Raw genomic sequence first — 20,544 nt, 5'->3', positions numbered from 1 at the left:
CCAGACTGGAACGAAACCCGCTTCTACCCAAGTGGGACATCTTGATCCGACCGGCTTGCTTGGTATAAGGAGTGGCGGAGATCACCTAAACGACCTCCAGTATCAGGCAAGGCATCTCCTGGCGATTGGTGCCGCATTGCGTACCGGAGAGGGATCGGCGTGAATCAGCAGATCAACCTCTACGAAGCACGCTTGCGACCCCGTCACGAACTGGCCACAGGGCGTAATCTCGGGATTTGCGTCCTGGCCTTGCTGGTGCTGATGACGGCGCTGTCGCTATGGGTCCGCTCGGAAGCCAACCGCAAATCGGCTGCTGCCCTGGCCGCACAGCAGCAGTTGACCGAGGAACAGGAGCGATTGAAGGCATCCATCAAGCTGTTTGCGCAGCGACAGGTCTCGGCGGGACTGATCGCCGAACGGGAAAGCACGAAAGCCATGCTGGCCGCTTCCAGGGAAGTCATCGAGGTCCTGGATTCGGGCAAGCTGGGCAAAACCGATGGATTTTCCGGTTTGATGACCGGATTCGCGCGGCAATCGCAAACCGATTTATGGCTCACGGGATTTCGGGTGACGGGAAACGGGGAAATCGAAATTCAGGGACGCCTGCTTGATCCGGCGAAGTTACCGGTTTATGTACAGCGCCTGAGTCGCGAGCCTGTATTTCAGGGGCGTCATTTCGCGGCACTAGAAATGCGGGAGCTTGATCCGGAGCAACCGGCACCGGAGCAGGCTGGCGAGTCCCGTTTGTCTGAAAAATCCCTGCGTGCGGAAGTTCAGCCCAGGTCGGTTCCAAAATTGCCCCATTTGGTCGAGTTCGTTCTTCGCTCGGCAAATGTCGGCAATGCCGAGGCGGGTATGAAACGGTGAATCGATGAAGGAACCATGGCTCAAACTGGCTGCCCGCTATGATGCGCTGCAATGGCGCGAGCGTTGGCTGATTGCGGTTGCCGTGCTCGGTGGCATGGTGCTGCTTGCCTACAGTCTGGTCATCGAGCCGGCGCTGCAGCGTTCGCAATGGGCAGATCGCCATATCGCCGAACAGCGCGCACAGATATCCGGCCTGCAGGCGCAGATGGCGGCATTGCAATCGTCCGCACAGGACCCGGATGCCATCGCCCGTGCCGAAGTCGACGATCTGAGAAGACAACTGGAAGAAATGGCCGGTCGCCTTGAAATCATGGAAAGTTCGCTGGTGCCGGCGCAGCGCATGCCCGGATTACTCGAAGACATGCTCGGGCGCAACACCGGCTTGCGTCTGCTCAGTCTGAAAACTCTGCCGGTTGCCCCATTGCTGGACAAGACGGACAGGGCCGAGGAAAACGAAGCGGCAAAGTCGGCAGGGAAGCCGAAGCATGCCGTTCTCTTCAAGCATGGCGTCGAAATCAAACTGGAAGGCAGCTATCTGCAGTTGGCAGCGTATCTTGAGCGGCTGGAGCAGGTCAGGCGGAAATTGCTGTGGAGCAGCGCCATCCTGGCTGCCGAACGGCACCCCCGGCTGGTGCTGACGCTGACCGTATTCACCCTCAGTCTGGATCGGGCATGGCTGATCGTATGAATCGCCTGGTCGTCCTGTTGACATCGCTTCTGGCAGTTTTTCCTGCGCTGGCACAGGCGCTGTCGGACCCGACACGTCCGCCACCTGGGCTCTCTGCGGACACGCCGGAGGCTGGGGAGGTGACCAGCCCGGTGTTGCAGTCGGTCATGATCCCGAAGCAGGGCAAACCGACTGCCCTGATCGGGGGGCAGCAGGTCAGGCTCGGCCAGCGGTACGGCGAGCGTCGCCTGATCAGACTGACCGAATGGGAAGCCGTTCTCGAGGGGCCTGCCGGTATCGAACGTTTGTTGCTGACGCCGGGCATCGAAAAGATGACAGTCACCGCGCCTGCTGCCAAGGGTGCACCCAGTGGGAAAAAGCCGTGAACTCCAGATTGATTCTGCTAGCCATGCCAGTCGCACTGCTGCTTGCCGGCTGCGCCATCAACCAGAAAGCGCCTGGAGCCAGCAGCACCTTTGACCGGATCGGCCAGGAAATGCAGAGCGCCGTGGGCGCCCGATCGAAGGGGATGGACGAAGCGCTGAGTCAGGCGATGTTGCCGCCATTGCAGCTGGACCTTCCTGATTCGGCGAAAAATGTTGAGCCGCGTTTTGATCTGGCCCTGGTCAACGCGCCTGCCAGTCAGGTATTCATGGCTCTGGTCAGCAACACGCCTTACAGCATGCTGGTATCACCAGAGGTGAGCGGCAACGTGACGGTACGCCTGAAAAACGTGACGGTGCGCGAAGCACTGGAAACGCTGCGGGAGCTGTATGGTTACGAGTTCAAGTTCCAGGGAACGCGCATCTATATTCAGCCCAACACGATCCAGACGCGTATCTTCCGGATCAACTATCTTGCCGGGAAACGTCAGGGACAGTCCGACCTGCGGGTGATCTCGAGCTCGGTGGCCACCAATCAGCCACAGAACACAGGCTCCTCCTATCCGACCACCGCAAGCCCCGCTCCTGTCGTGCCGGCAGGGACATCAGCAACGGGATCAGGCTCGACGCCTCCGAGCAGCCACATCTCGACGACACAGACCAGCGACTTCTGGCATGATCTGACCAATGCGCTGACCAGCATGGTCGGTTCCCAGGACGGACGTGCAGTGATTGTCAGCCCCGGTTCCGGGGTGGTTCTGGTCAAGGCTTTTCCGGCTGAAATTCGATCGGTCGAGAACTTCTTGCGCATTACCCAACTGATCGTCGAGCGGCAGGTGATGCTGGAAGCCAAGATCATCGAGGTGGAACTGAACCAAGAGTTCCAATCCGGTGTTAACTGGAACCATTTTGGTGGCAGCAACAACCGTTTTGCTTATGGGGCGGTTCAGCCGGGAACGGTGCTGAACACCCCCAACAGGGCAGGATTCGATGCGTCGAATGTAGTGCAAAACGGAGTGGGGGCCATCTTCGGCAATGGCGTGGGTATTCTGCCCGGGGCTGGCGGGATTGCTGCCACGACCAGACTGGGAAACGGTTTTTTCGGACTGGCCTTTCAGAGCGCCAACTTTGCGGCGCTGCTGAATTTTCTGGAAACCCAGGGCAATGTTCAGGTGTTGTCGAGCCCGCGAATTGCCAGCATCAACAATCAGAAAGCGGTGCTCAAGGTCGGCATCGACGAATTCTTTGTCACCAATGTGAGTTCTACGGTCACTTCGACCGGAAACAGTAACGTGACCACGCCGAACATTACCCTGCAGCCTTTCTTCTCGGGCATTGCCCTGGACGTCACACCTCAGATCGATGGCGAGAACAATATCGTCCTGCATATTCACCCATCGATCAGCCTGGTGAAGGAGAAGCAGAAAGTCATCGACCTCGGCACACTGGGCGTGTTTACGCTGCCGTTGGCCAATAGTGCGGTCAATGAAACCGATAGCGTGGTGCGGGTGCAGGACGGAAACATCGTCGCCATCGGCGGCTTGATGAAGCAGGAACAGGTGTCAGACGCCAACGGCTTTCCCGGTACGACCACTTCATCGACCTGGGGATTATTGTTCGGAACGCGTGACAGCCATCTGAGGAAACGCGAACTGGTCATTCTCATCAAGCCCACAATCATCCGCAATGACTCAGGCTGGAAGGATGACTTGATCGAGACCCAGGGTCGAATTCAGCAACTTGATCCGCGCCTTGCCCGACCACAAGCCGGCCAGTAATGATGTCGTCACCCCGGATCCGGCGTTGTATCTGAATCATTTCGGCTTCACCGAGCTGCCCTTCGGGATCACCCCGGATACCGGCTTTGCCTATTCGGTCCAGCATCATCAGGAAGCGCTCAACACCCTGCTGTTGGCACTGAACGCGGGAGAGGGGTTCGTCAAGATCACCGGCGAAGTCGGGACCGGGAAGACATTGCTCTGTCGTCGGCTGTTGCAGACGCTCGACCAAAGCTGGGTGAGTGCGTATCTGCCCAATCCCAATCTGGCGCCGAATACCCTGTTTCTGGCGCTGGCCGAGGAGTTGGGCATCGATGACGCCGGTGGCCTGGATCAGTATCATCTGATACGGCGGATCAACCATCTGCTGCTCGCGCATGCGCAAATGAATAAACGCGTTGTCGTCTGTATCGACGAAGCGCAGGCGATGCCGCTTGAATCGTTGGAAGCCTTGCGCCTGTTGTCGAACCTAGAAACCGAGAAATGCAAGCTGTTGCAGATCGCCCTCTTCGGTCAACCGGAACTGGATGACAAGCTGCACCGTCCGGAAGTACGACAACTGCTCCAGCGGATTGCTTTTCACTACCGCCTGGGAGGGCTGAAAAACAGCGAGATCGGGAACTATCTGGCGCACCGCCTGCGGGTCGCCGGTTACCGGGGCGAGGGTCTGTTCACCCTCGCGGCAATACGAGCACTGTATCGGGCCAGTGGAGGAACGCCACGGCTGATCAACATTCTGGCACATAAGTCACTGCTGTCGGTTTTTGGCGAGGGTCGCCAGTTGGTCAAGGTGCGCCACATCAGGATAGCACGCAGGGATACCGAGGGCGCGCGCCGCCTCGGATGGTTTTGGGGATAATCATGTCGATGGGATGTCAATGAGTCTGCTCAACCAGATGCTGCAGGATCTTGATGAGCGCAGAGCAGCCCAGGGCGTGGACGGCATCCTGCCGAATGCCGTGCGTCCTCTGCCTAGGTCACAGTCTTCACGTCTGCCGCTGCTCCTGGGAATGCTTTTGCTGGCTTTTCTGGCTGGCGGGCTGGCCTTTCATTTCTGGGAGGTGCGGCAGGCAGCGCCGTTCCCCTCGTCAGGGGTACCGCCGTTTGTGCCCGCACCGGCAGCGGTGACGGCGGCTTCTCCGCCACCGCTTGTACCGCTTGTGGACGAACCTCCGAAAAATCCTGAAGCTGGTCCGGCGGTCCCGACAGGATTGGCGGCAATGAATGGCAGTCCGCAGAGGAGCGCCTACTTCTCGGAATGGCTGCCAGCGCAGCAGAGCGAAGCGAAACCTCCTGCAGCTTCTATTGTGCCAGAGACTGGATTCGCTGCTGACCGCAGCAAGGTTGCCGCAATCGAGCAAGCTTTGCCTGCATTTTCGTGGCTATCGCCGCAGGGGGGGGCCAGATCAGCCAGAATTCCGATCATCGAGAAAACCGATCCCTTTGTTTCGTCACCTGACCGTTCCGAGACCGAGTACCGCAAGGCCATAGCCTTACTCAATCAGGGAGCGCTTGCTGAAGCCATGGAGGGTTTGCATAAGGTGCTGCGACTGGACGGTTCTCATTCAGCATCCCGACAGGTGCTGGTCAGGCTCCTGCTTGAAGCCACACGGCCTGATGAAGCGGTTCAGGTATTGCAGGAAGGATTGCTCGTGCAGCCGGAGCAGGTCGGCTGGGCAATGACTCTGGCACGTTTGCAGATCGATCGAGGGGATCTCGCCAGCGCCTGGCAAACACTTCATCATTCGCTTCCGGCTGCAGGAAATAACGCCGATTATCAGGGAGTCACGGCACATGTCCTGCAACGGCTCGGGCGCCACAAGGAAGCGGCCGAACATTATGGGGTGGCAACCCGGCTGGCACCCGGAGATGGCCGCTGGTGGCTGGGTCTGGCTTTGGCGCTGGAGGCCGAGGGACATTCAACCGAGGCGCGTGATGCCCTGCACATGGCAAAGGCCGCCGGGACCTTGAGCGCGGAGCTGACAGGATGGGTGGATCAGAAATTGCGTTAATGTGAAAGCCGCGTCAGCGACTCACGAATCTCCTCTCTCCCTCGCGTGGGCGAAGGCGGGGTTTCGCAAAGCACTGCTCCACGCCGCATGCGCCGTACCCAGAAAGCGATATTCAGGTGTGCCAGCCTGAATCCGCCCGGCAAGAGGGAGGGAAACGATCATGACTTTCATGATCGGGGGGGCTGAAAAAGTCATGACCGTTAGAGGCCTTCCGGCAGTTTTCACGATATCACGGAGCTATACCAACTCATATGCCCATTGACTGGCCTTTTCTTTGCGCGTATTACTATGCTCGGAGTTTATCGGTCGCGTGACTCCGCGCACACTATTACGAGAGGAGACCCACATTGTCGAAAAAGAATAAGTCCGCTAAGGCGGACGCAAAGAAGCCACAGACAGCAACTGTCGATCCATTGCAGTTGCTGCAGAATCGCGTTGCCGCGTTGGAGGAGCAGTGCGCACAACTTAGTCTGAAGGAAGGCCCGGCAGGGCCGCAGGGCGAAGCGGGGCCGCAGGGCAAGCCTGGACCAAGAGGACCCAAGGGCGACCCTGGTCCGGCAGGCCTCAAAGGCGACCCTGGACCGATGGGTCCCAGCGGACCTCGGGGTGAAGAGGGCGCCACGGGGCCGCAGGGTGCGCCAGGAGCCAAAGGTGCTCAGGGAGCGGCTGGTCCCAGGGGGCCGGCAGGACCTCAAGGTCCAAAGGGCGAAGCAGCCTCTTCCGCCTGAATGGCCTTGCCGGAGCAGCGTACCACTTCAGAGTGGAGTCGTACCTAACGGTCATGACATCATCAAACACCCCGGATCATGCAAGTCATGACCGTTTTCCCTCCTTGGTCCGGCGCATTCCGGCGTGCACGCCGGAATGCGCCCGATGGGCATAGAGGATGCTTGGTGAGTTCTCGAATTTGTCGCCAATTTCCCTCCTGCAGTGATATTCCCTTGAGTCCGATGAACTCCCACTTCCCGACCTACGCACGCACGACAAAGGTTTCAGGCATCGCCAAGCCGGCTGGGGTGTTTCCCCCGGGATCGCGGCGAAACTTGCGCTGGATCAAAATCTCAAGCGTTGGTATGCGGAAGAATCGCTCCTTTCAAAGGATTGAGGAGACCTGATGCGTCGAACCAAGATTGTGGCGACGGTTGGCCCAGCCACCACTTCGCCGGAGTCCATGCGGCAGCTACTCGCAGCTGGCACCGACGTGGTGCGGCTCAACGCTGCGCACGCCGACATGCAAACGCATAGCAATAATGCTCGTCAGGTGCGTGAACTGGCGCAGCTTCTCGGGCGCACCGTCGGGGTGCTGGTTGACTTACCTGGCCCGAAAATTCGTAGCGGTGTGGTGCTCGGCGATGCGGTAGAACTCGCGACCGGTCAGGAATTCATGCTCACTGACCGCGACGACGGCAAGGGGGATGCCTTACATGTCGCTACGACCTTGCCCGACCTGGCGCATTGGGCGCGTCACGGTGATGACATCTACCTCGCCGACGGTGAGATCGTTCTGCGCGTGCTAGAATCGGTCGGCAACGACGTGCGCACCGAAGTCGTTCGCGGTGGCATGCTGCGCTCGCGCAAAGGAATGCACCTGCCGCGTGCCGAAGGTCACGTCGAGCCGTTTACAGCGCGCGATGCACGTGCACTCGAGATGGCGATTGCCGCCAAGGTGGACTTTGTCGGACTCTCGTTCGTGCGCAGGGCAGAAGACGTCGAGAGGGTGCGCAGCAAGCTTCCAAAGCGTGGCCTGCGGCCGGCATTGGTGCCCAAGATCGAGACGGCAATGGCGGTTGACAACCTTGCTGGCATCATCAACGCTGCCGATGCGGTCATGGTCGCGCGTGGCGACCTCGGCATCCAGATGCCGGCACGACGAGTGCCCTTGCTCCAGAAGGAGATCATCCGTCTCTGCAACTTGGCGGGCAAACCGGTGATCACCGCCACCCAGATGCTCGAGTCGATGACCCGCTCACCGTTACCGACGCGTGCCGAAGTGAACGACGTGGCCAACGCGGTACTCGATGGCACCGACGCCTTGATGCTCTCGGAAGAAACCGCCGTCGGCCTGTTTCCGAACGAAGCCGTGCGCATGATGAGTGAAGTCGCCGAATCGGCCGAGGGCTGGCCGCGCCAGCGTGTCGATCCCGCCGCCAGTGTTGGCGCCGACTCCGACCGCGTCGCTTGGGCGGTGGCGCACGCTGCGGTGCAAGCAGCGGAAGACCTCGGCGTTGCCGCGATCCTTTGCCCAACGCGCAGCGGGGATACCGCCCATCGCGTCGCGGCATTCCGACCGACGGTCCCGATTGCCGGCATTTCACACGGCATGCCGGTACTGGGTGGCCTCTCGCTGGTATGGGGTGTGCAGCCACTGCTGATCGCCGAGAATGCCGACCGTGGCGAGCAACTGCGACTCTCGATTGCCGCTGCGCGCGCTGCCGGCATCGTCCGTGACGGCGATCTCGTGGCACTGGTATTCGGCTCGGCCGGGCCGCGTGCCGGCAGCACCGACAGCGTGCGTATCGTTCGGGTGTGATGTTCATGTCCAGTTCTCAAGCGGATGGTTGAGTTCGCTGATCACACATCCGGTTTCAAGTCGTCAGGTGCCGACCAGTTACACGCCATTGTCAAGCCGCAACCGGGAACTGGCCCCGTTCTCCCGCGCTAGAACGGACTTCCCATGGACCCCGTTTCCCCCGGAGTGCTGATCCCGGTGTCGCATAGATACTGCCATCATCATTGATTATTGGATAGTATACGGTTCACCTGCAGCGCTTTCCCTGCGCGCTGATCGGCGCTGTGGCCATGCTGGCTTGGCCATCCATGCCCGGAGGGGGCTGACGATGTGCTTTGCAATCTCCCTCCGTAGCTGTTCCTGCCGGATTTCTGGAAGTAAAGGTGAATGGTGAGAAATAGGTGGCATTACACAGGCCAGTTGCCGCCGACACGCTTCAACATGGCGCGCTACTGTCTGGCGGCAGCCGCGCGCGATACCCCGGATAAGGTGGCACTGGTCGTGGTGTCAGACGCCAAGGCTCTGCCCGAACGGGCCGAATGCTGGACTTACAGGCAACTGGACGAGACCGTCCGGCAAGTGGCGGCTGGGCTGCGTGCATGGGGCCTTGACCCGGGAGCGCGGCTGATGATCCGCATGGGCAATACCAGCGATTACGCCCTGCTGTTCTTCGGCGCGATTGCTGCCGGTTGCGTGCCGTTGCCGTCCTCAGCGCAACTGACCGAGGAGGAGGCGGATTTTCTGCTGGCAGATGCCGGTGCCGAGATGGTCGCCATGTCGGAAGAGTTGGCCATCCATCCACCGCCGGACGTGCGCGTGTTGACTCCCGCCGACATTGCGCGCTTGCGAACCCACCACGATGCCGTCGATTACGCCGATACCGCCGCCGCCGACCCGGCCTTTCTGATTTACACCTCCGGCACCACCGGCCAGCCCAAAGGCGTGTTGCACGCCCAGCGCTCGGCCTGGGGACGACGACCGATGTACCAAGGCTGGTATGATATCCGCCAAGATGATGTGGTCCTGCACACCGGGGCGTTCAACTGGACCTATACGCTGGGGGTCGGTCTGACCGATCCGTGGGCCAACGGCGCGACCGCGGTGCTCTACAACGGGCCTCGCGATATCACGGTCTGGCCGATGCTCATGGAGAAATTCCAGGCTACCCTGTTTGCGGCTGTGCCAGGGCTGTATCGGCAGATTCTGAAGTACAACGATCTGCGCGCATTCGATCTGTCGAGCTTGCGCCATGGCTTGACCGCCGGCGAGGCACTGGGCAGCGCTTTGCTCGAACAGTGGCGGACGACGACCGGCAAGGAACTGTACGAGGCTTTGGGGATGAGCGAATGCTCGACCTACATTTCCTCGTCGCCCAGCGTAGGGGTACGGCCGGGCAGCTCGGGCAAGCCCCAGCAGGGCCGTTGCGTGGTGGTGCTGCCGGTCGAGGAGGGGGAAGAACCCTTGTCGCCGGGTGAGACCGGGCTGCTGGCGGTGCATCGCAGCGATCCCGGCCTGATGCTCGGCTACTGGAAGCGACCGGACGAGGAGGAACTGGTCTATCGGGGAGAGTGGTTCATCGGTGGCGACCTGGTACATTTCGACGCTGACGGCTACCTGATCTATCATGGTCGCAATGACGACATGATGAACGCCATGGGCTACCGGGTGTCGCCATTGGAGGTGGAGCATTGCCTGAGCAAGCACCCGGCGGTGGCCGAAGTGGCGGTGACCGAGCTTAGGGTGCGCGAGGGGGTCAGCGTGATCGCCGCCTTCGTGGTGCCGCGCGATCCCGACGAGCCCGACGGGCTCGACGCCGCACCGCTGCTGGCTTACGCCCACGAACATCTGGCGGCCTACAAATGTCCACGCGAGGTCATCTTCACCGACGGTCTGCCGCGCACCGCCAATGGCAAGGTCCGGCGCCGCGATCTGGCCTGGTGGCGGCGGTAAAACTATTGGCTGTCCGCATGGGGGAATCCCCGTCGCGTCGGCTCAAACGAAGGACTGAGACGGGAGGATGTTTCGGGGTTTGGTTGCGGGCCGCCAAGCTGTCGGCCGTGTGCGGCCTGTCTGGTCACCCATTTTAGGAAGACTGCATGAGTTCCCAGTTTGCTCTGCTCAACACTCGCCGCTTTGCCCCTTTTTTTGCTACACAGTTTCTTGGGGCATTCAACGACAATCTGTTCAAGAATGCGCTGATCGTGTTGCTCACCTTTCAGGCGGTGAACTGGACGACGCTGGCGCCGGAGGTGTTGACCAATCTTGCCGCCGGCATCTTCATCCTGCCGTTTTTCCTGTTTTCGGCCACTGCCGGGCAACTTGCCGACAAGTACGACAAGGCGAAGCTGGCGCGGCTGGTGAAGCTGCTTGAAATTGTCATCATGGGCGTTGCTCTGTTCGGCTTTTCGACGCACAGCCTGGCGGTACTATTGAGCGCATTGTTTCTGCTTGGCCTGCATTCATCGCTGTTCGGGCCTGTCAAATACGCGATCCTGCCGCAGCACCTGCGCGAAGATGAACTCGTCGGAGGTAACGCGCTGGTCGAGGCCGGCACTTTCGTGGCCATCCTGATCGGCACCCTGGCCGGCGGCCTGCTTGCCGGCGTGGCCGGGCATCCCGGATGGGTGGCCATCGCGGGGCTGGTGATCGCGGTCTTGGGTTATCTGTGCAGCCGTGGCATCCCGGCAGCGCCGGCACCGGTCCCGGAACTGGTCGTCAGCCTCAATCCGTTATCCGAGACTTGGCGCAACATCGGCTTTGCCCGTCAGAACCGGACGGTCTTTCTGTCGATTCTCGGGATTTCCTGGTTCTGGCTATACGGCGCACTGTTCCTCGCGCAGTTTCCAGCCTATGCGAAGAACGTGCTCGGGGGCAGCGAGACCTCGGTGACCTTGTTGCTGGCGATCTTCACGATCGGCATCGGTTTCGGGTCACTGCTCTGCGAGCGCTTGTCTGCCGGGCACGTTGAAATCGGTCTGGTGCCTTTTGGTTCGATCGGTCTGACGCTCTTCGGCATCGACCTGGCCTTCGCTTCACCGGCACTGCTGCCGATCGGGGCGCCGTTGTCGCTCGCCAACCTGCTCGCCCTGCACCACACCTGGCGGGTACTCTTCGACCTGTTTGCACTCGGTCTGTTCGGCGGTTTTTTCATCGTGCCGCTGTATGCCCTGATCCAGTTGCGCAGCGCACCTGAGCAGCGGGCACGGATCATCGCCGCGAACAACATCCTGAACGCGCTGTTCATGGTCTGCGGCGCACTGGCCGCCGCCGGACTGCTCGGCGATGGACTTTCGATTCCTGCGCTGTTCGGCGTTGCCGCGCTGTGCAATGCTGTGGTGGCGGTCTATATCTACAGCCTGGTACCCGAGTTCATGCTGCGCTTCATTGCCTGGCTGCTGGTGCACTCGGTGTACCGCCTGCAGCAGCGCGGGCTGCAGAACATCCCGGAGGAGGGGGCGGCGGTGCTGGTGTGCAACCACGTCAGCTTTGTTGACCCGATCGTCATCGCGGCGGCAAGCCGGCGGCCGATCCGTTTCGTCATGGATTACCGCATTTACCGCATGCCGGTGATCAGCCTGATCTTCCGCCATATGCGCGCCATCCCGATTGCCCCGGCCAGGGACGATGCGGTCATGATGGAAGCAGCTTTCGAAGAGGTGGCGAGTGCCCTCGCGGCAGGCGAACTGGTGGCGATTTTCCCGGAAGGCAGGATCACCGACAGTGGCGATCTTTATCCATTTCGCCCAGGCGTGCAGCGCATCGTCGGACGTACGCCGGTGCCGATCATTCCGATGGCTCTGCAGGGTCTGTGGGGCAGCTTTTTCAGCCGCAAGGACGGGCCAGCGATGAGCAAGCCTCTGCGCCGCGGCCTGTTCTCGAAGATCGCGCTGGTCGTCGGTACGGCGGTCGCCCCAGCGGCGGCAACCCCCGAGCATCTGCAGGAGATTGTTGCCGGCCTGCGGGGTGACTGGAAGTAGGCTTCGGGAGCCGGATGTTCTGCCGAGGAACGCCGACCGTTCCTGATCATTCCGGCAAGCACACGGGCCATCCATGCTGTCGCGGGGGATAGCCCGTTTTTCGTTGACCGATACGCGTACGTACACCGAACTAAGGGATAGTTATCGGGATATTTATCGCCAACTTGCAACGAAAAAGTTCCACCACTTCCAGAGAAGCCATATCCATTGGATTTAAGTGGAAGCTCTTGAAACGAGTGGAGCGGGCGAAGGGAATCGAACCCTCGGCTCTAGCTTGGGAAGCTAGGGTATTACCATTATACGACGCCCGCCAAGGCCTCTATTCTACGATGGTTGTGCTCGTCTCCACAATGCGGCGATCAGGCGATTTCGGACCGCGGTCTGCACAAACGGTCTCAAACCAGATCGATGCGGGTACGGTACAGGCGATGGCCGGAAGCCAAGTATTTGCGTTCGAACGGGGTCATCGGCGGATCCGGAAGGTACGGCTCGAACACCGCCGCGTGTTGTGTCATCTGCTGCAACGCAAAGCAGAATTCCGACAAATAGACCGGCCAGTTGCTCCGGCACTCAAGCACCCCGCCAAGCCCGAGCAGCGCCGGAAAAACCGGATGGCCATGCCAACGTCGGCGCAGTTGGGTGATCTTCGGCCAGGGATTGGGATAAAGAAGGTAGTGACGATTGAGCCGAATACCCGCCGCGTGTAGCAAACGCCAGTAATCGACGACGTCGGCACGCACCAGATCGAGATTGGCCGGCCACCCGAAACCCTCCTGCTGGCAGCGTTGTCCGCGTGCCAACCGCACTGCCGACTGGTCCACTCCGATCACGTAATGGTCCGGAAATGCCCTGGCAAGAATCCGGCTGCTCTCTCCAACCCCGCAGCACGAATCGAGGATCAACGGCCTCCCTGCTGCCACACGCTGGTAACGTTCCAGGCTCGCCGTGAATGCGGCGCGATTGTAGTCGGCGTACGGTTTGAGAAAAGAGGTGCTGGCATGACGAGCGAGCAGCATCGACAGATGCGGGTGAATGTCGGTCTGGGTGCTTGCAGGAATGCGGGAGTTGCCGTACATCGAGTGGCCCTAACGGTCATCGCAAATCGAGACACAGCGGATGATGAACGCCATGACCGTTTCTCACCCCCGTTCCCTCTCCCGCAAGTGGAGAGGGAGGGGTCGTGAGTCGCTGACGCGACTTTCACAATAATCGATCGCTGGCAGCACCGGCACGCCATGTCGCAGCAGCTCGCGCGTGACTTCAGCAACGCTGCGTCGCGACCGAACCGCAATGAACAGCGCCTCGGCCTGGACGAAATTCCGCCGCAGCGCCCCCAGCCAGAGCTTGAGGCGACCTGGCGCATGGCGTGCCGAGACTTTGGCACAGACCTGCTGCCAGAATGAAGCCAGTAGCGGCAGCAGTCGGCACCAGTCGTGCGAACGATCGGTGGCGATCACCATACCTACCGACAGCGCACGAATGCGCTCGGCGAGAAAGGGATCGGCGACCGCACCACGTCCGATCATCACATCCTGGCGGGTGCTCACCGCACAGCAGCGGCAATGGTCATCGGTTGTCCAGACCTCACCGTTGGCAACCACCGGCAGCTGTACGACCTCGCTGATGCGCGCCACCCATTCCCAGTGTGCTGGCGGTCGATAAGCCTCGGTTTTTGTGCGTGCATGCACCACCAGCGATACAATGCCGCCCGCCGCCAGCGCCCGTGCGCAATCCAGCGTCCTCGCCGTGTCGCTGATTCCGAGCCGCATCTTGGCGCTGAATGGGATGGCCTGCGGGATCGCACGCCTGACAGCAGCAGCGATGCGGAACATCTGATCGGGATTGGCGAGCAAGGAAGCGCCGCCGCCGTGACGGTTGACCGTTGGCGCCGGGCAACCAAAGTTGAGATCAATTCCTGCCGGTGACAGCTCGACCAGTTGCGCCGCGTTCTCGGCCAGACAGGCCGGGTCACTCCCCAGCAGCTGCACGACCACTGGGGTACCCGCTCGGGTGCGGCTGGCATGCGAAAGTTCGGGACAGATGCGGCGGAAAGCCCGAATCGGCAACAGGCTGCCCGACACGCGGATGAACTCGCTCACCGCCAGATCGTAAGTGCCGGCACGCGTCAGAACGTCGCGCAGAATGTCGTCGACCAGACCCTCCATTGGTGCCAGCAGCAATTTTCCCATGTCCAATTATAGATTTTTTCGTAACTCCACCTCGAGGCATGTCCGTTGGCTGAACATCGCCGAGATGGCGTTGGCTGTGCTACTAGATGACGAAGCGATACCCAACGCCTGCCTCGGTGAGAATGTGTTTGGGTTGCGAGGGATCGTCTTCTATCTTCTTGCGCAAGTGGGCCATATATACCCGCACATAGTGATTGTCTTCAGCGTGTGCCGGCCCCCAGACGTTCTTCAGCAATTGCCGATGTGTCAGCACACAATCGGCGTTGCTCGTGAGATATGCCAGCAATCGGTACTCGACCGGAGTCAGGTGCAGTGGTGCTCCTGCACGCTCGACCACACGGCGGCTGAAATCAATCCGGATCTTGCCGAACTCGATGACGCTCTTGCTGGAACCAGGAACGCGCGTACGGCGTCGCAATTGTGCGCGAACGCGCGCCAGCAATTCGGCTGTGCCGAAGGGCTTGATGAGGTAATCATCGGCCCCTGCGTCGAGTGCTTCGACCTTGTCGGCTTCCGCAGTACGTGCGGAAAGAACGATGACCGGAATATCCGACCAGGTTCGCAAATCTCGGATGAGTTCCAGACCATCACCATCCGGCAGACCCAGGTCAAGTACCATCATGTCCGGCTTGCGTGTACCGGTTTCGATGAGGCCGCGCTGGACGGAGTCCGCCTCGAATACCTGACAGCCCGCTGACTCCAGCGACATTCTGACGAAGCGGCGAATCTTCGCCTCATCCTCGACCACAATAACAACTGGGGTTGATTCGGTCATCGCTGAATTTCGCCGGCAATTGCGCCATCCTCGTCAACTTCCACGATCGGGGGATGTCCGCGCGGCAACGAGAATACCAGGCGTGCGCCTCCATCGCGACGGTTTTCAGCATGGATGTTGCCGCCATGCGCCTCGATGATGGCGCGGCAGATGGCCAGTCCAAGGCCGACACCTGGTATGGCGCTTTCCTTCTTGCCGCGCTCGAATTTTTTGAAGATTTGTTCTTCTTTTCCGGTCGGCAAACCAGGGCCATTGTCTGCCACCCAGATGTCAATGTTGCCACTCTCGCCGGGCGCCGCGCCGATTTCTATGACGCAGCCGGGCGACGTGTATTTCGCTGCATTGTCTAGCAAGTTCACCAACATCCGTTCGATCAGTACGGCATCCAGCTCCAGCAGCGGCAGGTCATCGGGCAGGTGCACGGACACGCGATGCTGTACGAGAACAGCGGCTGCCGCCTTGAGCGCACTGCCAACGACTTCTTCCAATGGCTGCCATTGCCGGTTGAGCCTGACCGCGCCGGCTTGCAGACGCGCCATGTCGAGCAGGTTGTTGACCTGGGAATGCATGCGCAGCACCTCTTCGCGCATCGAGGCGGCAATATCGGCCTGTTCCGGCGTGGGCGCCGGCTGCGTCAGGAACATGGCATCAGCGAGTCCGACCAAGGCCGAAAGCGGAGTACGCAGGTCGTGGGAGATCGCCGACAGCAGCGAGTTGCGCAAGCGCTCCGATTCCATCTGCACCGTGGTCGTCTGTGCCACGGTCACGTAATGCAGACGCTCAAGCGCGATGGCGAGCAGCCGGGCAAAGGTATCGAGCAGGCGCCGTTGCTCGGGCGCCATGAGACGGCCCGGATGGCGCGGCGCCAGGGCCAGCACCCCGCGCGTGCGCATCGGCGCCTTGAGCGGCAGATACAGCAGCGGGCTTCCGGCCAGGGTATCGGTGCCGCAACCGGCCTCGGCTCCGTGGTCGAAGACCCATTGGCAGATGCCTGGGTCGACGGTCAATACGCCGCCGGAAACAGCGATGGGATCGTGTAGGCGATTATCGTCATCGGCCAGCACGATGGCGGCGCGTGCGCCAAAACCCGTTGCCGCGAAACGCTCGCAGATTTCCGCGATCTGCTCCGGCATCAGCGCTCCGGAAAGGTCACGTGACATCTCGTAGAGCGCCCGTACGCGCTGCTCGCGGTGACTGGCGACGCGCGCCTGGAACTTGAGGCCCGCTGTCAGCTTGGCGGTGACGAGGCCGACGGCGAGCATGACCGAAAAGACCATCAAATACTGTACGTCGCTCACCGCGAATGAAAAACGCGGGGGTACGAAGAAGAAATCGAAAGCAGCGACGTTCAGAAATGATGCGGCGACCGCGGGGCCGAGACCATAGCGCACGGCCGCCAGCACGACGGCCAGCAGGAACAGCATGGCAATATTGGCGAGGTCAAACAGCGTATGCAGCGGCATGGCGATCAGCGTAGCCAGCGCGCAGAAGAGCGCGCTCATGGCGAACGATTGCCACGGCGCCTTCAGGCGGTCGAGCAGCGACTCGTCAGTCGATTCTTCCCTGCGCTGGTCGGAGTGACCTTCTTCACGCGCCACCTGGATAACATCGAGATCGGGTGCACGCTTGCCGATACGTTCGGCGAACGATCGATACCAGGGTTGCCAGATACGAGCATGGTCACGTCCAACGATGATCTTGGCCAGATTATGGTCGCGCGCATAGTCGATGATCGTATCGACCGCACCACGACCCGAAAGGCTGGCGGTGTCGGCCCCCGCATCCTGCGCGAGTTTCAGGTTCTTGAGGATGCGCTCGCGCTGATTCCCGGAAAGATGCCGAAGTTCGGGCGTCTCGACGTAGATGACATGCCAGGGAACGTCCAGTTTCGTCGCGATACGCGCCGCACTGCGAATGATGCGGTCGTTGTGGTCGCCCGGGCCGATGCAGGCAAGCAGCGACTCGCGAGTCTGCCAAACCGGCGCAACCGAATTGTCGCGCCGGTACTGGATCATCTGGCTGTCGACACGGTCGGCGGTGCGACGCAGCGCGAGTTCGCGCAGGGCGATCAGGTTGCCTTTACGGAAGAAGTTCCGGATCGCCCGTTCAGCCTGGAGCGGCAGATAGACCTTGCCCTCCTTGAGCCGCTGCAACAGCTCGTCGGGCGGCAGGTCAACGAGGACGACTTCGTCGGCGGCGTCGAAGACGTGGTCCGGCACAGTCTCCCAGACGCGGATGCCAGCGATGCTGCCGACCACGTCGCTGAGTGTTTCGAGGTGCTGGACGTTGATAGTGGAATAGACATCGATCCCTGCGCAGAGCAGTTCCTCCACGTCCTGCCAGCGCTTGGGGTGACGCGAGCCGGCGACATTCGAATGGGCCAGTTCGTCAACCAGGATCAACGCCGGTTTGCGCGCCAGGGCAGCGTCGATATCGAACTCCTCCAACACCGTTCCGTTATGAGGAACTTCCTTGCGCAGGATGCTTTCGAGGCCGGCGACCAGCGCTTCCGTTTCCTTCCTGCCATGGGTTTCCACCACGCCGATGACGACGTCCGTACCCTGCTGGGCCTGTTGTTGCGCTGCACACAGCATCCCGTAGGTCTTGCCGACACCAGCCGAGGCGCCAAAGAAGATCTTGAGCTTGCCGCGAGCAGCCCGGGTTTCCTCTTCCTTGATGCGGGAGAGAAGTTCGTCCGGATCGGGGCGTTGGTCGGTCATTGGTATGAGTGTTCCGCATCGAGTGCGAGGTTGAGTTTGAGCACGTTGACGCGCGGCTCTCCGAAAACACCCCATTGCCGGTCTTCAGTATGCGCCTCAATGATGGCCGTCAGGTGCGCTATGGACAGATCGCGCGCCTTGGCCACACGCGTGACCTGGTAGCGGGCAGCGGCAGGACTGATGTGGGGATCAAGGCCACTGGCCGAGGCGGTGACCAGGTCGACCGGAATCGCTTGTGAATTGTCCGGGTCGGCTACCTTGAGGGCGGCGATGTGGGTCGTGACTGCTTCGATTAGCGCCGGATTGAGCGGGCCCTGGTTCGAGCCACCCGAGGCGGTGCCGTTGTAAGGCTGCGGGGAGCTTGCCGACGGCCTGCCCCAGAAGTATTTCGGCGAGGAGAAGTTCTGGCCGATCAAACGTGAACCGACCGGGGTGCCGTCCCTGAAGAGCACACTGCCACTGGCGGCGTCGGGAAACAGTGCTTGGGCGATGCCAGTCAGCACCATCGGGTAGGCAATGCCGGTCAGCGCGGACAGCAGCACGAACAGGCTGGCGGCAGGACGCAAGAGATCGTTCATGGTGTTCTCCTTCCTCATGCCAGTCCGGTGCCCGCGATGATCAGGTCGATCAGCTTGATACCGATGAATGGAGTGACGAGGCCACCCAGACCATAGACAAGCAGGTTGCGGCGAAGCAGTATGGTGGCGCCGAGCGGTCGATATCTGACGCCCTTCAGCGCCAACGGGATCAGGAACATGATGATCAGCGCATTGAAGATCACCGCCGAGAGAATGGCCGAGGCCGGGCTCGCGAGGCGCATGATGTTCAGTGCCGCGAGCTGCGGATAGGTGGTGATGAAGGCCGCCGGAATGATGGCGAAATACTTGGCAACGTCATTGGCGATGCTGAAGGTGGTGAGCGAACCACGCGTCATCAGCATTTGCTTGCCCGTCTCGACGATTTCAATCAGCTTGGTCGGGTTGGAGTCGAGATCGACCATGTTGCCGGCCTCCTTGGCTGCCTGCGTGCCGGTATTCATGGCCACGGCCACATCGGCCTGGGCCAGCGCCGGCGCATCGTTGGTGCCATCGCCGGTCATGGCCACCAGGCGGCCCTCCGACTGATGCTGACGGATCAGCGCCAGTTTGTTTTCCGGGGTGGCTTCGGCGAGAAAATGGTCGACCCCGGCCTCGGCAGCGATCGCGGCCGCCGTGAGGCGGTTGTCGCCGGTGATCATCACCGTCTTGATGCCCATGCGGCGCAGTTCGGCGAAACGCTCCTTGATGCCGCCCTTGACGACATCCTTGAGTTCGACAACCCCGAGCACTCTTGCGCCATCGGCCACCACCAGTGGTGTGCTGCCCCGCCGGGCCACCTCGTCGACGAGGGTCGTCACCAACGCCGGAAAGCTGCCGCCCAGCGATTCGACGTGGCTGGAGATGGCTCCGGCCGCACCCTTGCGAATCTGCCGGTCGCCGAGATCGACGCCGCTCATGCGGGTATGGGCTGAGAAATGGACGAAGCTGGCATTTAGCGCGTGGATGTCACGTTCACGCAGATTGAACTTCTGCTTGGCGAGCACGACGATGCTGCGACCTTCTGGTGTTTCGTCCGCCAGGGAGGCAAGCTGGGCGGCATCGGCCAGTTCGGCTTCGCTCACTCGTTCGGCCATCAGGAAGGCGGACGCCTGACGATTCCCCAGGGTGATGGTGCCCGTCTTATCGAGCAACAGCACATCGACGTCGCCAGCCGCCTCGACGGCCCGGCCGGAAGTGGCGATTACGTTGGCCTGCATCATGCGGCTCATGCCGGCGACACCGATGGCCGAGAGCAGTCCGGCGATGGTGGTCGGAATCAGACAGACCAGCAGGGCGATCAGGACGGTGATGCTGATCGGCGTACCCGCCTGCGAACCATCGACGCTGAACATCGAGTAGGGCAGCAAGGTCACCGTGACGACGAGAAACACGATCGTCAGCGCCACCAGCAGGATGGTCAGAGCAATCTCGTTCGGGGTCTTCTGACGCTTCGCGTTTTCGACCATGGCGATCATGCGGTCGACGAAGGTCTCGCCGGGGTTCACCGTCACACGCACCACGATCCAGTCCGACAGCACGCGCGTGCCGCCGGTGACGGCCGAGAAGTCGCCGCCGGATTCGCGGATCACTGGCGCGGACTCGCCGGTGATGGCCGATTCGTCCACCGAGGCAACGCCCTCGATGACCTCGCCGTCGGCCGGGATGATTTCACCGGCATGTACCAGGACGAAGTCACCCTTGTGCAGATCGGTGGCCGAAACGGTGGTCCACTCTGCGGTGGCGTGCGAACCCTTGAGCTTCTTCGCCCATGTCTCCTTCTTGAGACCGCGCAGGCTGGCCGCCTGTGCCTTGCTGCGTCCCTCGGCCAGCGCCTCGGCGAAGTTGGCGAACAGTACCGTAAACCATAACCACAGGGCGATGGCGAGGATGAATCCGGCCGGAGCATCAGCAGCACCTCCCAGGGCCTGAACCCACAGCGCAGTGGTCAGAAGGCTGCCGACATAGACGACGAACATCACCGGATTTCGCCACTGCACGGCAGGATTGAGCTTGCAGAAGGAATCGACGATCGCCGGCTTCACCAAGACCGGATCGAACATGGCGAGGCTCTTGTGGGACATGAGGTTTC

15 protein-coding genes and 1 tRNA gene are annotated in these 20,544 nt (G+C 61.1%); 9 read left to right on the top strand and 7 right to left on the bottom strand.

Going from position 1 to position 20,544, the window contains the following annotated elements; genetic code table 11:
* Positions 1–159 precede the first annotated feature (159 nt).
* The 9 genes from AW06_RS20205 to AW06_RS08320 all read left to right on the top strand — a co-directional run bounded on the left by AW06_RS20205 (position 160) and on the right by AW06_RS08320 (position 12,193).
* Complete coding sequence (locus tag AW06_RS20205) at positions 160–867, top strand: PilN domain-containing protein (protein ID WP_138678808.1); 708 nt, start codon at positions 160–162, stop codon at positions 865–867.
* 4 nt (positions 868–871) lie between these two features.
* Positions 872–1,555: a type II secretion system protein GspM gene (gene gspM, locus AW06_RS08360; protein ID WP_034948550.1), complete on the top strand. Its 684-nt coding sequence runs from the start codon at positions 872–874 to the stop codon at positions 1,553–1,555.
* Positions 1,540–1,920 carry a hypothetical protein gene (locus tag AW06_RS08355; RefSeq protein ID WP_273704520.1) on the top strand — a complete coding sequence of 127 codons (381 nt, stop codon included), beginning with the start codon at positions 1,540–1,542 and terminating at the stop codon, positions 1,918–1,920. Before gspM ends, AW06_RS08355 begins: the two co-directional genes overlap by 16 nt.
* On the top strand, positions 1,917–3,695 hold the full coding sequence (locus AW06_RS08350; protein WP_246149017.1) for a secretin N-terminal domain-containing protein: 1,779 nt from the start codon (positions 1,917–1,919) through the stop codon (positions 3,693–3,695). Before AW06_RS08355 ends, AW06_RS08350 begins: the two co-directional genes overlap by 4 nt.
* Positions 3,670–4,554 (top strand): AAA family ATPase, encoded by an 885-nt coding sequence (locus tag AW06_RS08345; RefSeq protein WP_324577252.1) that lies wholly within the window; start codon positions 3,670–3,672, stop codon positions 4,552–4,554. The genes AW06_RS08350 and AW06_RS08345 overlap by 26 nt, the downstream gene beginning before the upstream one ends.
* Before the next feature lie 19 nt (positions 4,555–4,573).
* Positions 4,574–5,707 carry a tetratricopeptide repeat protein gene (locus AW06_RS20200; RefSeq protein ID WP_273704519.1) on the top strand — a complete coding sequence of 378 codons (1,134 nt, stop codon included), beginning with the start codon at positions 4,574–4,576 and terminating at the stop codon, positions 5,705–5,707.
* 1,114 nt (positions 5,708–6,821) lie between these two features.
* Positions 6,822–8,237 carry a pyruvate kinase gene (pyk, locus tag AW06_RS08330; RefSeq protein WP_034948544.1) on the top strand — a complete coding sequence of 472 codons (1,416 nt, stop codon included), beginning with the start codon at positions 6,822–6,824 and terminating at the stop codon, positions 8,235–8,237.
* Positions 8,238–8,603: 366 nt separating this feature from the next.
* A complete protein-coding gene (locus AW06_RS08325) occupies positions 8,604–10,166 on the top strand; it encodes an AMP-binding protein (protein ID WP_046536355.1) in 1,563 nt (520 codons plus the stop codon).
* A gap of 146 nt (positions 10,167–10,312) precedes the next feature.
* Positions 10,313–12,193: an MFS transporter gene (locus tag AW06_RS08320; RefSeq protein ID WP_034948541.1), complete on the top strand. Its 1,881-nt coding sequence runs from the start codon at positions 10,313–10,315 to the stop codon at positions 12,191–12,193.
* 237 nt (positions 12,194–12,430) lie between these two features.
* Here the strand turns inward: AW06_RS08320 and AW06_RS08315 are convergent.
* The 7 genes from AW06_RS08315 to kdpB all read right to left on the bottom strand — a co-directional run bounded on the left by AW06_RS08315 (position 12,431) and on the right by kdpB (position 20,536).
* A tRNA-Gly gene (locus AW06_RS08315) sits at positions 12,431–12,504 on the bottom strand.
* Between the two features lie 84 nt (positions 12,505–12,588).
* On the bottom strand, positions 12,589–13,269 hold the full coding sequence (locus tag AW06_RS08310; protein WP_034948539.1) for a methyltransferase domain-containing protein: 681 nt from the start codon (positions 13,267–13,269) through the stop codon (positions 12,589–12,591).
* Positions 13,270–13,332: 63 nt separating this feature from the next.
* Positions 13,333–14,382: a tRNA-dihydrouridine synthase gene (locus AW06_RS08305; protein WP_034948537.1), complete on the bottom strand. Its 1,050-nt coding sequence runs from the start codon at positions 14,380–14,382 to the stop codon at positions 13,333–13,335.
* Between the two features lie 82 nt (positions 14,383–14,464).
* Positions 14,465–15,157: a two-component system response regulator KdpE gene (kdpE, locus tag AW06_RS08300; RefSeq protein WP_034948534.1), complete on the bottom strand. Its 693-nt coding sequence runs from the start codon at positions 15,155–15,157 to the stop codon at positions 14,465–14,467.
* Positions 15,154–17,877 carry a two-component system sensor histidine kinase KdpD gene (gene kdpD, locus AW06_RS08295; protein ID WP_034948531.1) on the bottom strand — a complete coding sequence of 908 codons (2,724 nt, stop codon included), beginning with the start codon at positions 17,875–17,877 and terminating at the stop codon, positions 15,154–15,156. Before kdpD ends, kdpE begins: the two co-directional genes overlap by 4 nt.
* A complete protein-coding gene (gene kdpC / locus AW06_RS08290) occupies positions 17,874–18,455 on the bottom strand; it encodes a potassium-transporting ATPase subunit KdpC (RefSeq protein ID WP_034948527.1) in 582 nt (193 codons plus the stop codon). Before kdpC ends, kdpD begins: the two co-directional genes overlap by 4 nt.
* Before the next feature lie 14 nt (positions 18,456–18,469).
* Positions 18,470–20,536, bottom strand: coding sequence for a potassium-transporting ATPase subunit KdpB (gene kdpB, locus AW06_RS08285; RefSeq protein ID WP_034948524.1), 2,067 nt, complete (start codon positions 20,534–20,536; stop codon positions 18,470–18,472).
* Positions 20,537–20,544 lie beyond the last annotated feature (8 nt).

The organism is Candidatus Accumulibacter cognatus, assembly GCF_000584975.1.
GTDB lineage: Bacteria > Pseudomonadota > Gammaproteobacteria > Burkholderiales > Rhodocyclaceae > Accumulibacter > Accumulibacter cognatus.
The sequence above is the reverse complement of the archived record's forward strand: the minus strand, read 5'-3'. Positions and strand labels throughout refer to the sequence as shown.

Excerpts from the sequence above, each read along its gene's own strand:
- gspM (WP_034948550.1), top strand. The coding sequence starts at position 872 with ATGAAGGAACCATGGCTCAAACTGGCTGCCCGCTATGATGCGCTGCAA.
- AW06_RS08355 (WP_273704520.1), top strand. The coding sequence starts at position 1,540 with ATGGCTGATCGTATGAATCGCCTGGTCGTCCTGTTGACATCGCTTCTG.
- AW06_RS20200 (WP_273704519.1), top strand. The coding sequence starts at position 4,574 with ATGAGTCTGCTCAACCAGATGCTGCAGGATCTTGATGAGCGCAGAGCA.
- pyk (WP_034948544.1), top strand. The coding sequence starts at position 6,822 with ATGCGTCGAACCAAGATTGTGGCGACGGTTGGCCCAGCCACCACTTCG.
- AW06_RS08325 (WP_046536355.1), top strand. The coding sequence starts at position 8,604 with ATGGTGAGAAATAGGTGGCATTACACAGGCCAGTTGCCGCCGACACGC.
- AW06_RS08320 (WP_034948541.1), top strand. The coding sequence starts at position 10,313 with ATGAGTTCCCAGTTTGCTCTGCTCAACACTCGCCGCTTTGCCCCTTTT.
- AW06_RS08310 (WP_034948539.1), bottom strand. The coding sequence starts at position 13,269 with ATGTACGGCAACTCCCGCATTCCTGCAAGCACCCAGACCGACATTCAC.
- AW06_RS08305 (WP_034948537.1), bottom strand. The coding sequence starts at position 14,382 with ATGGGAAAATTGCTGCTGGCACCAATGGAGGGTCTGGTCGACGACATT.
- kdpE (WP_034948534.1), bottom strand. The coding sequence starts at position 15,157 with ATGACCGAATCAACCCCAGTTGTTATTGTGGTCGAGGATGAGGCGAAG.
- kdpD (WP_034948531.1), bottom strand. The coding sequence starts at position 17,877 with ATGACCGACCAACGCCCCGATCCGGACGAACTTCTCTCCCGCATCAAG.
- kdpC (WP_034948527.1), bottom strand. The coding sequence starts at position 18,455 with ATGAACGATCTCTTGCGTCCTGCCGCCAGCCTGTTCGTGCTGCTGTCC.
- kdpB (WP_034948524.1), bottom strand. The coding sequence starts at position 20,536 with ATGTCCCACAAGAGCCTCGCCATGTTCGATCCGGTCTTGGTGAAGCCG.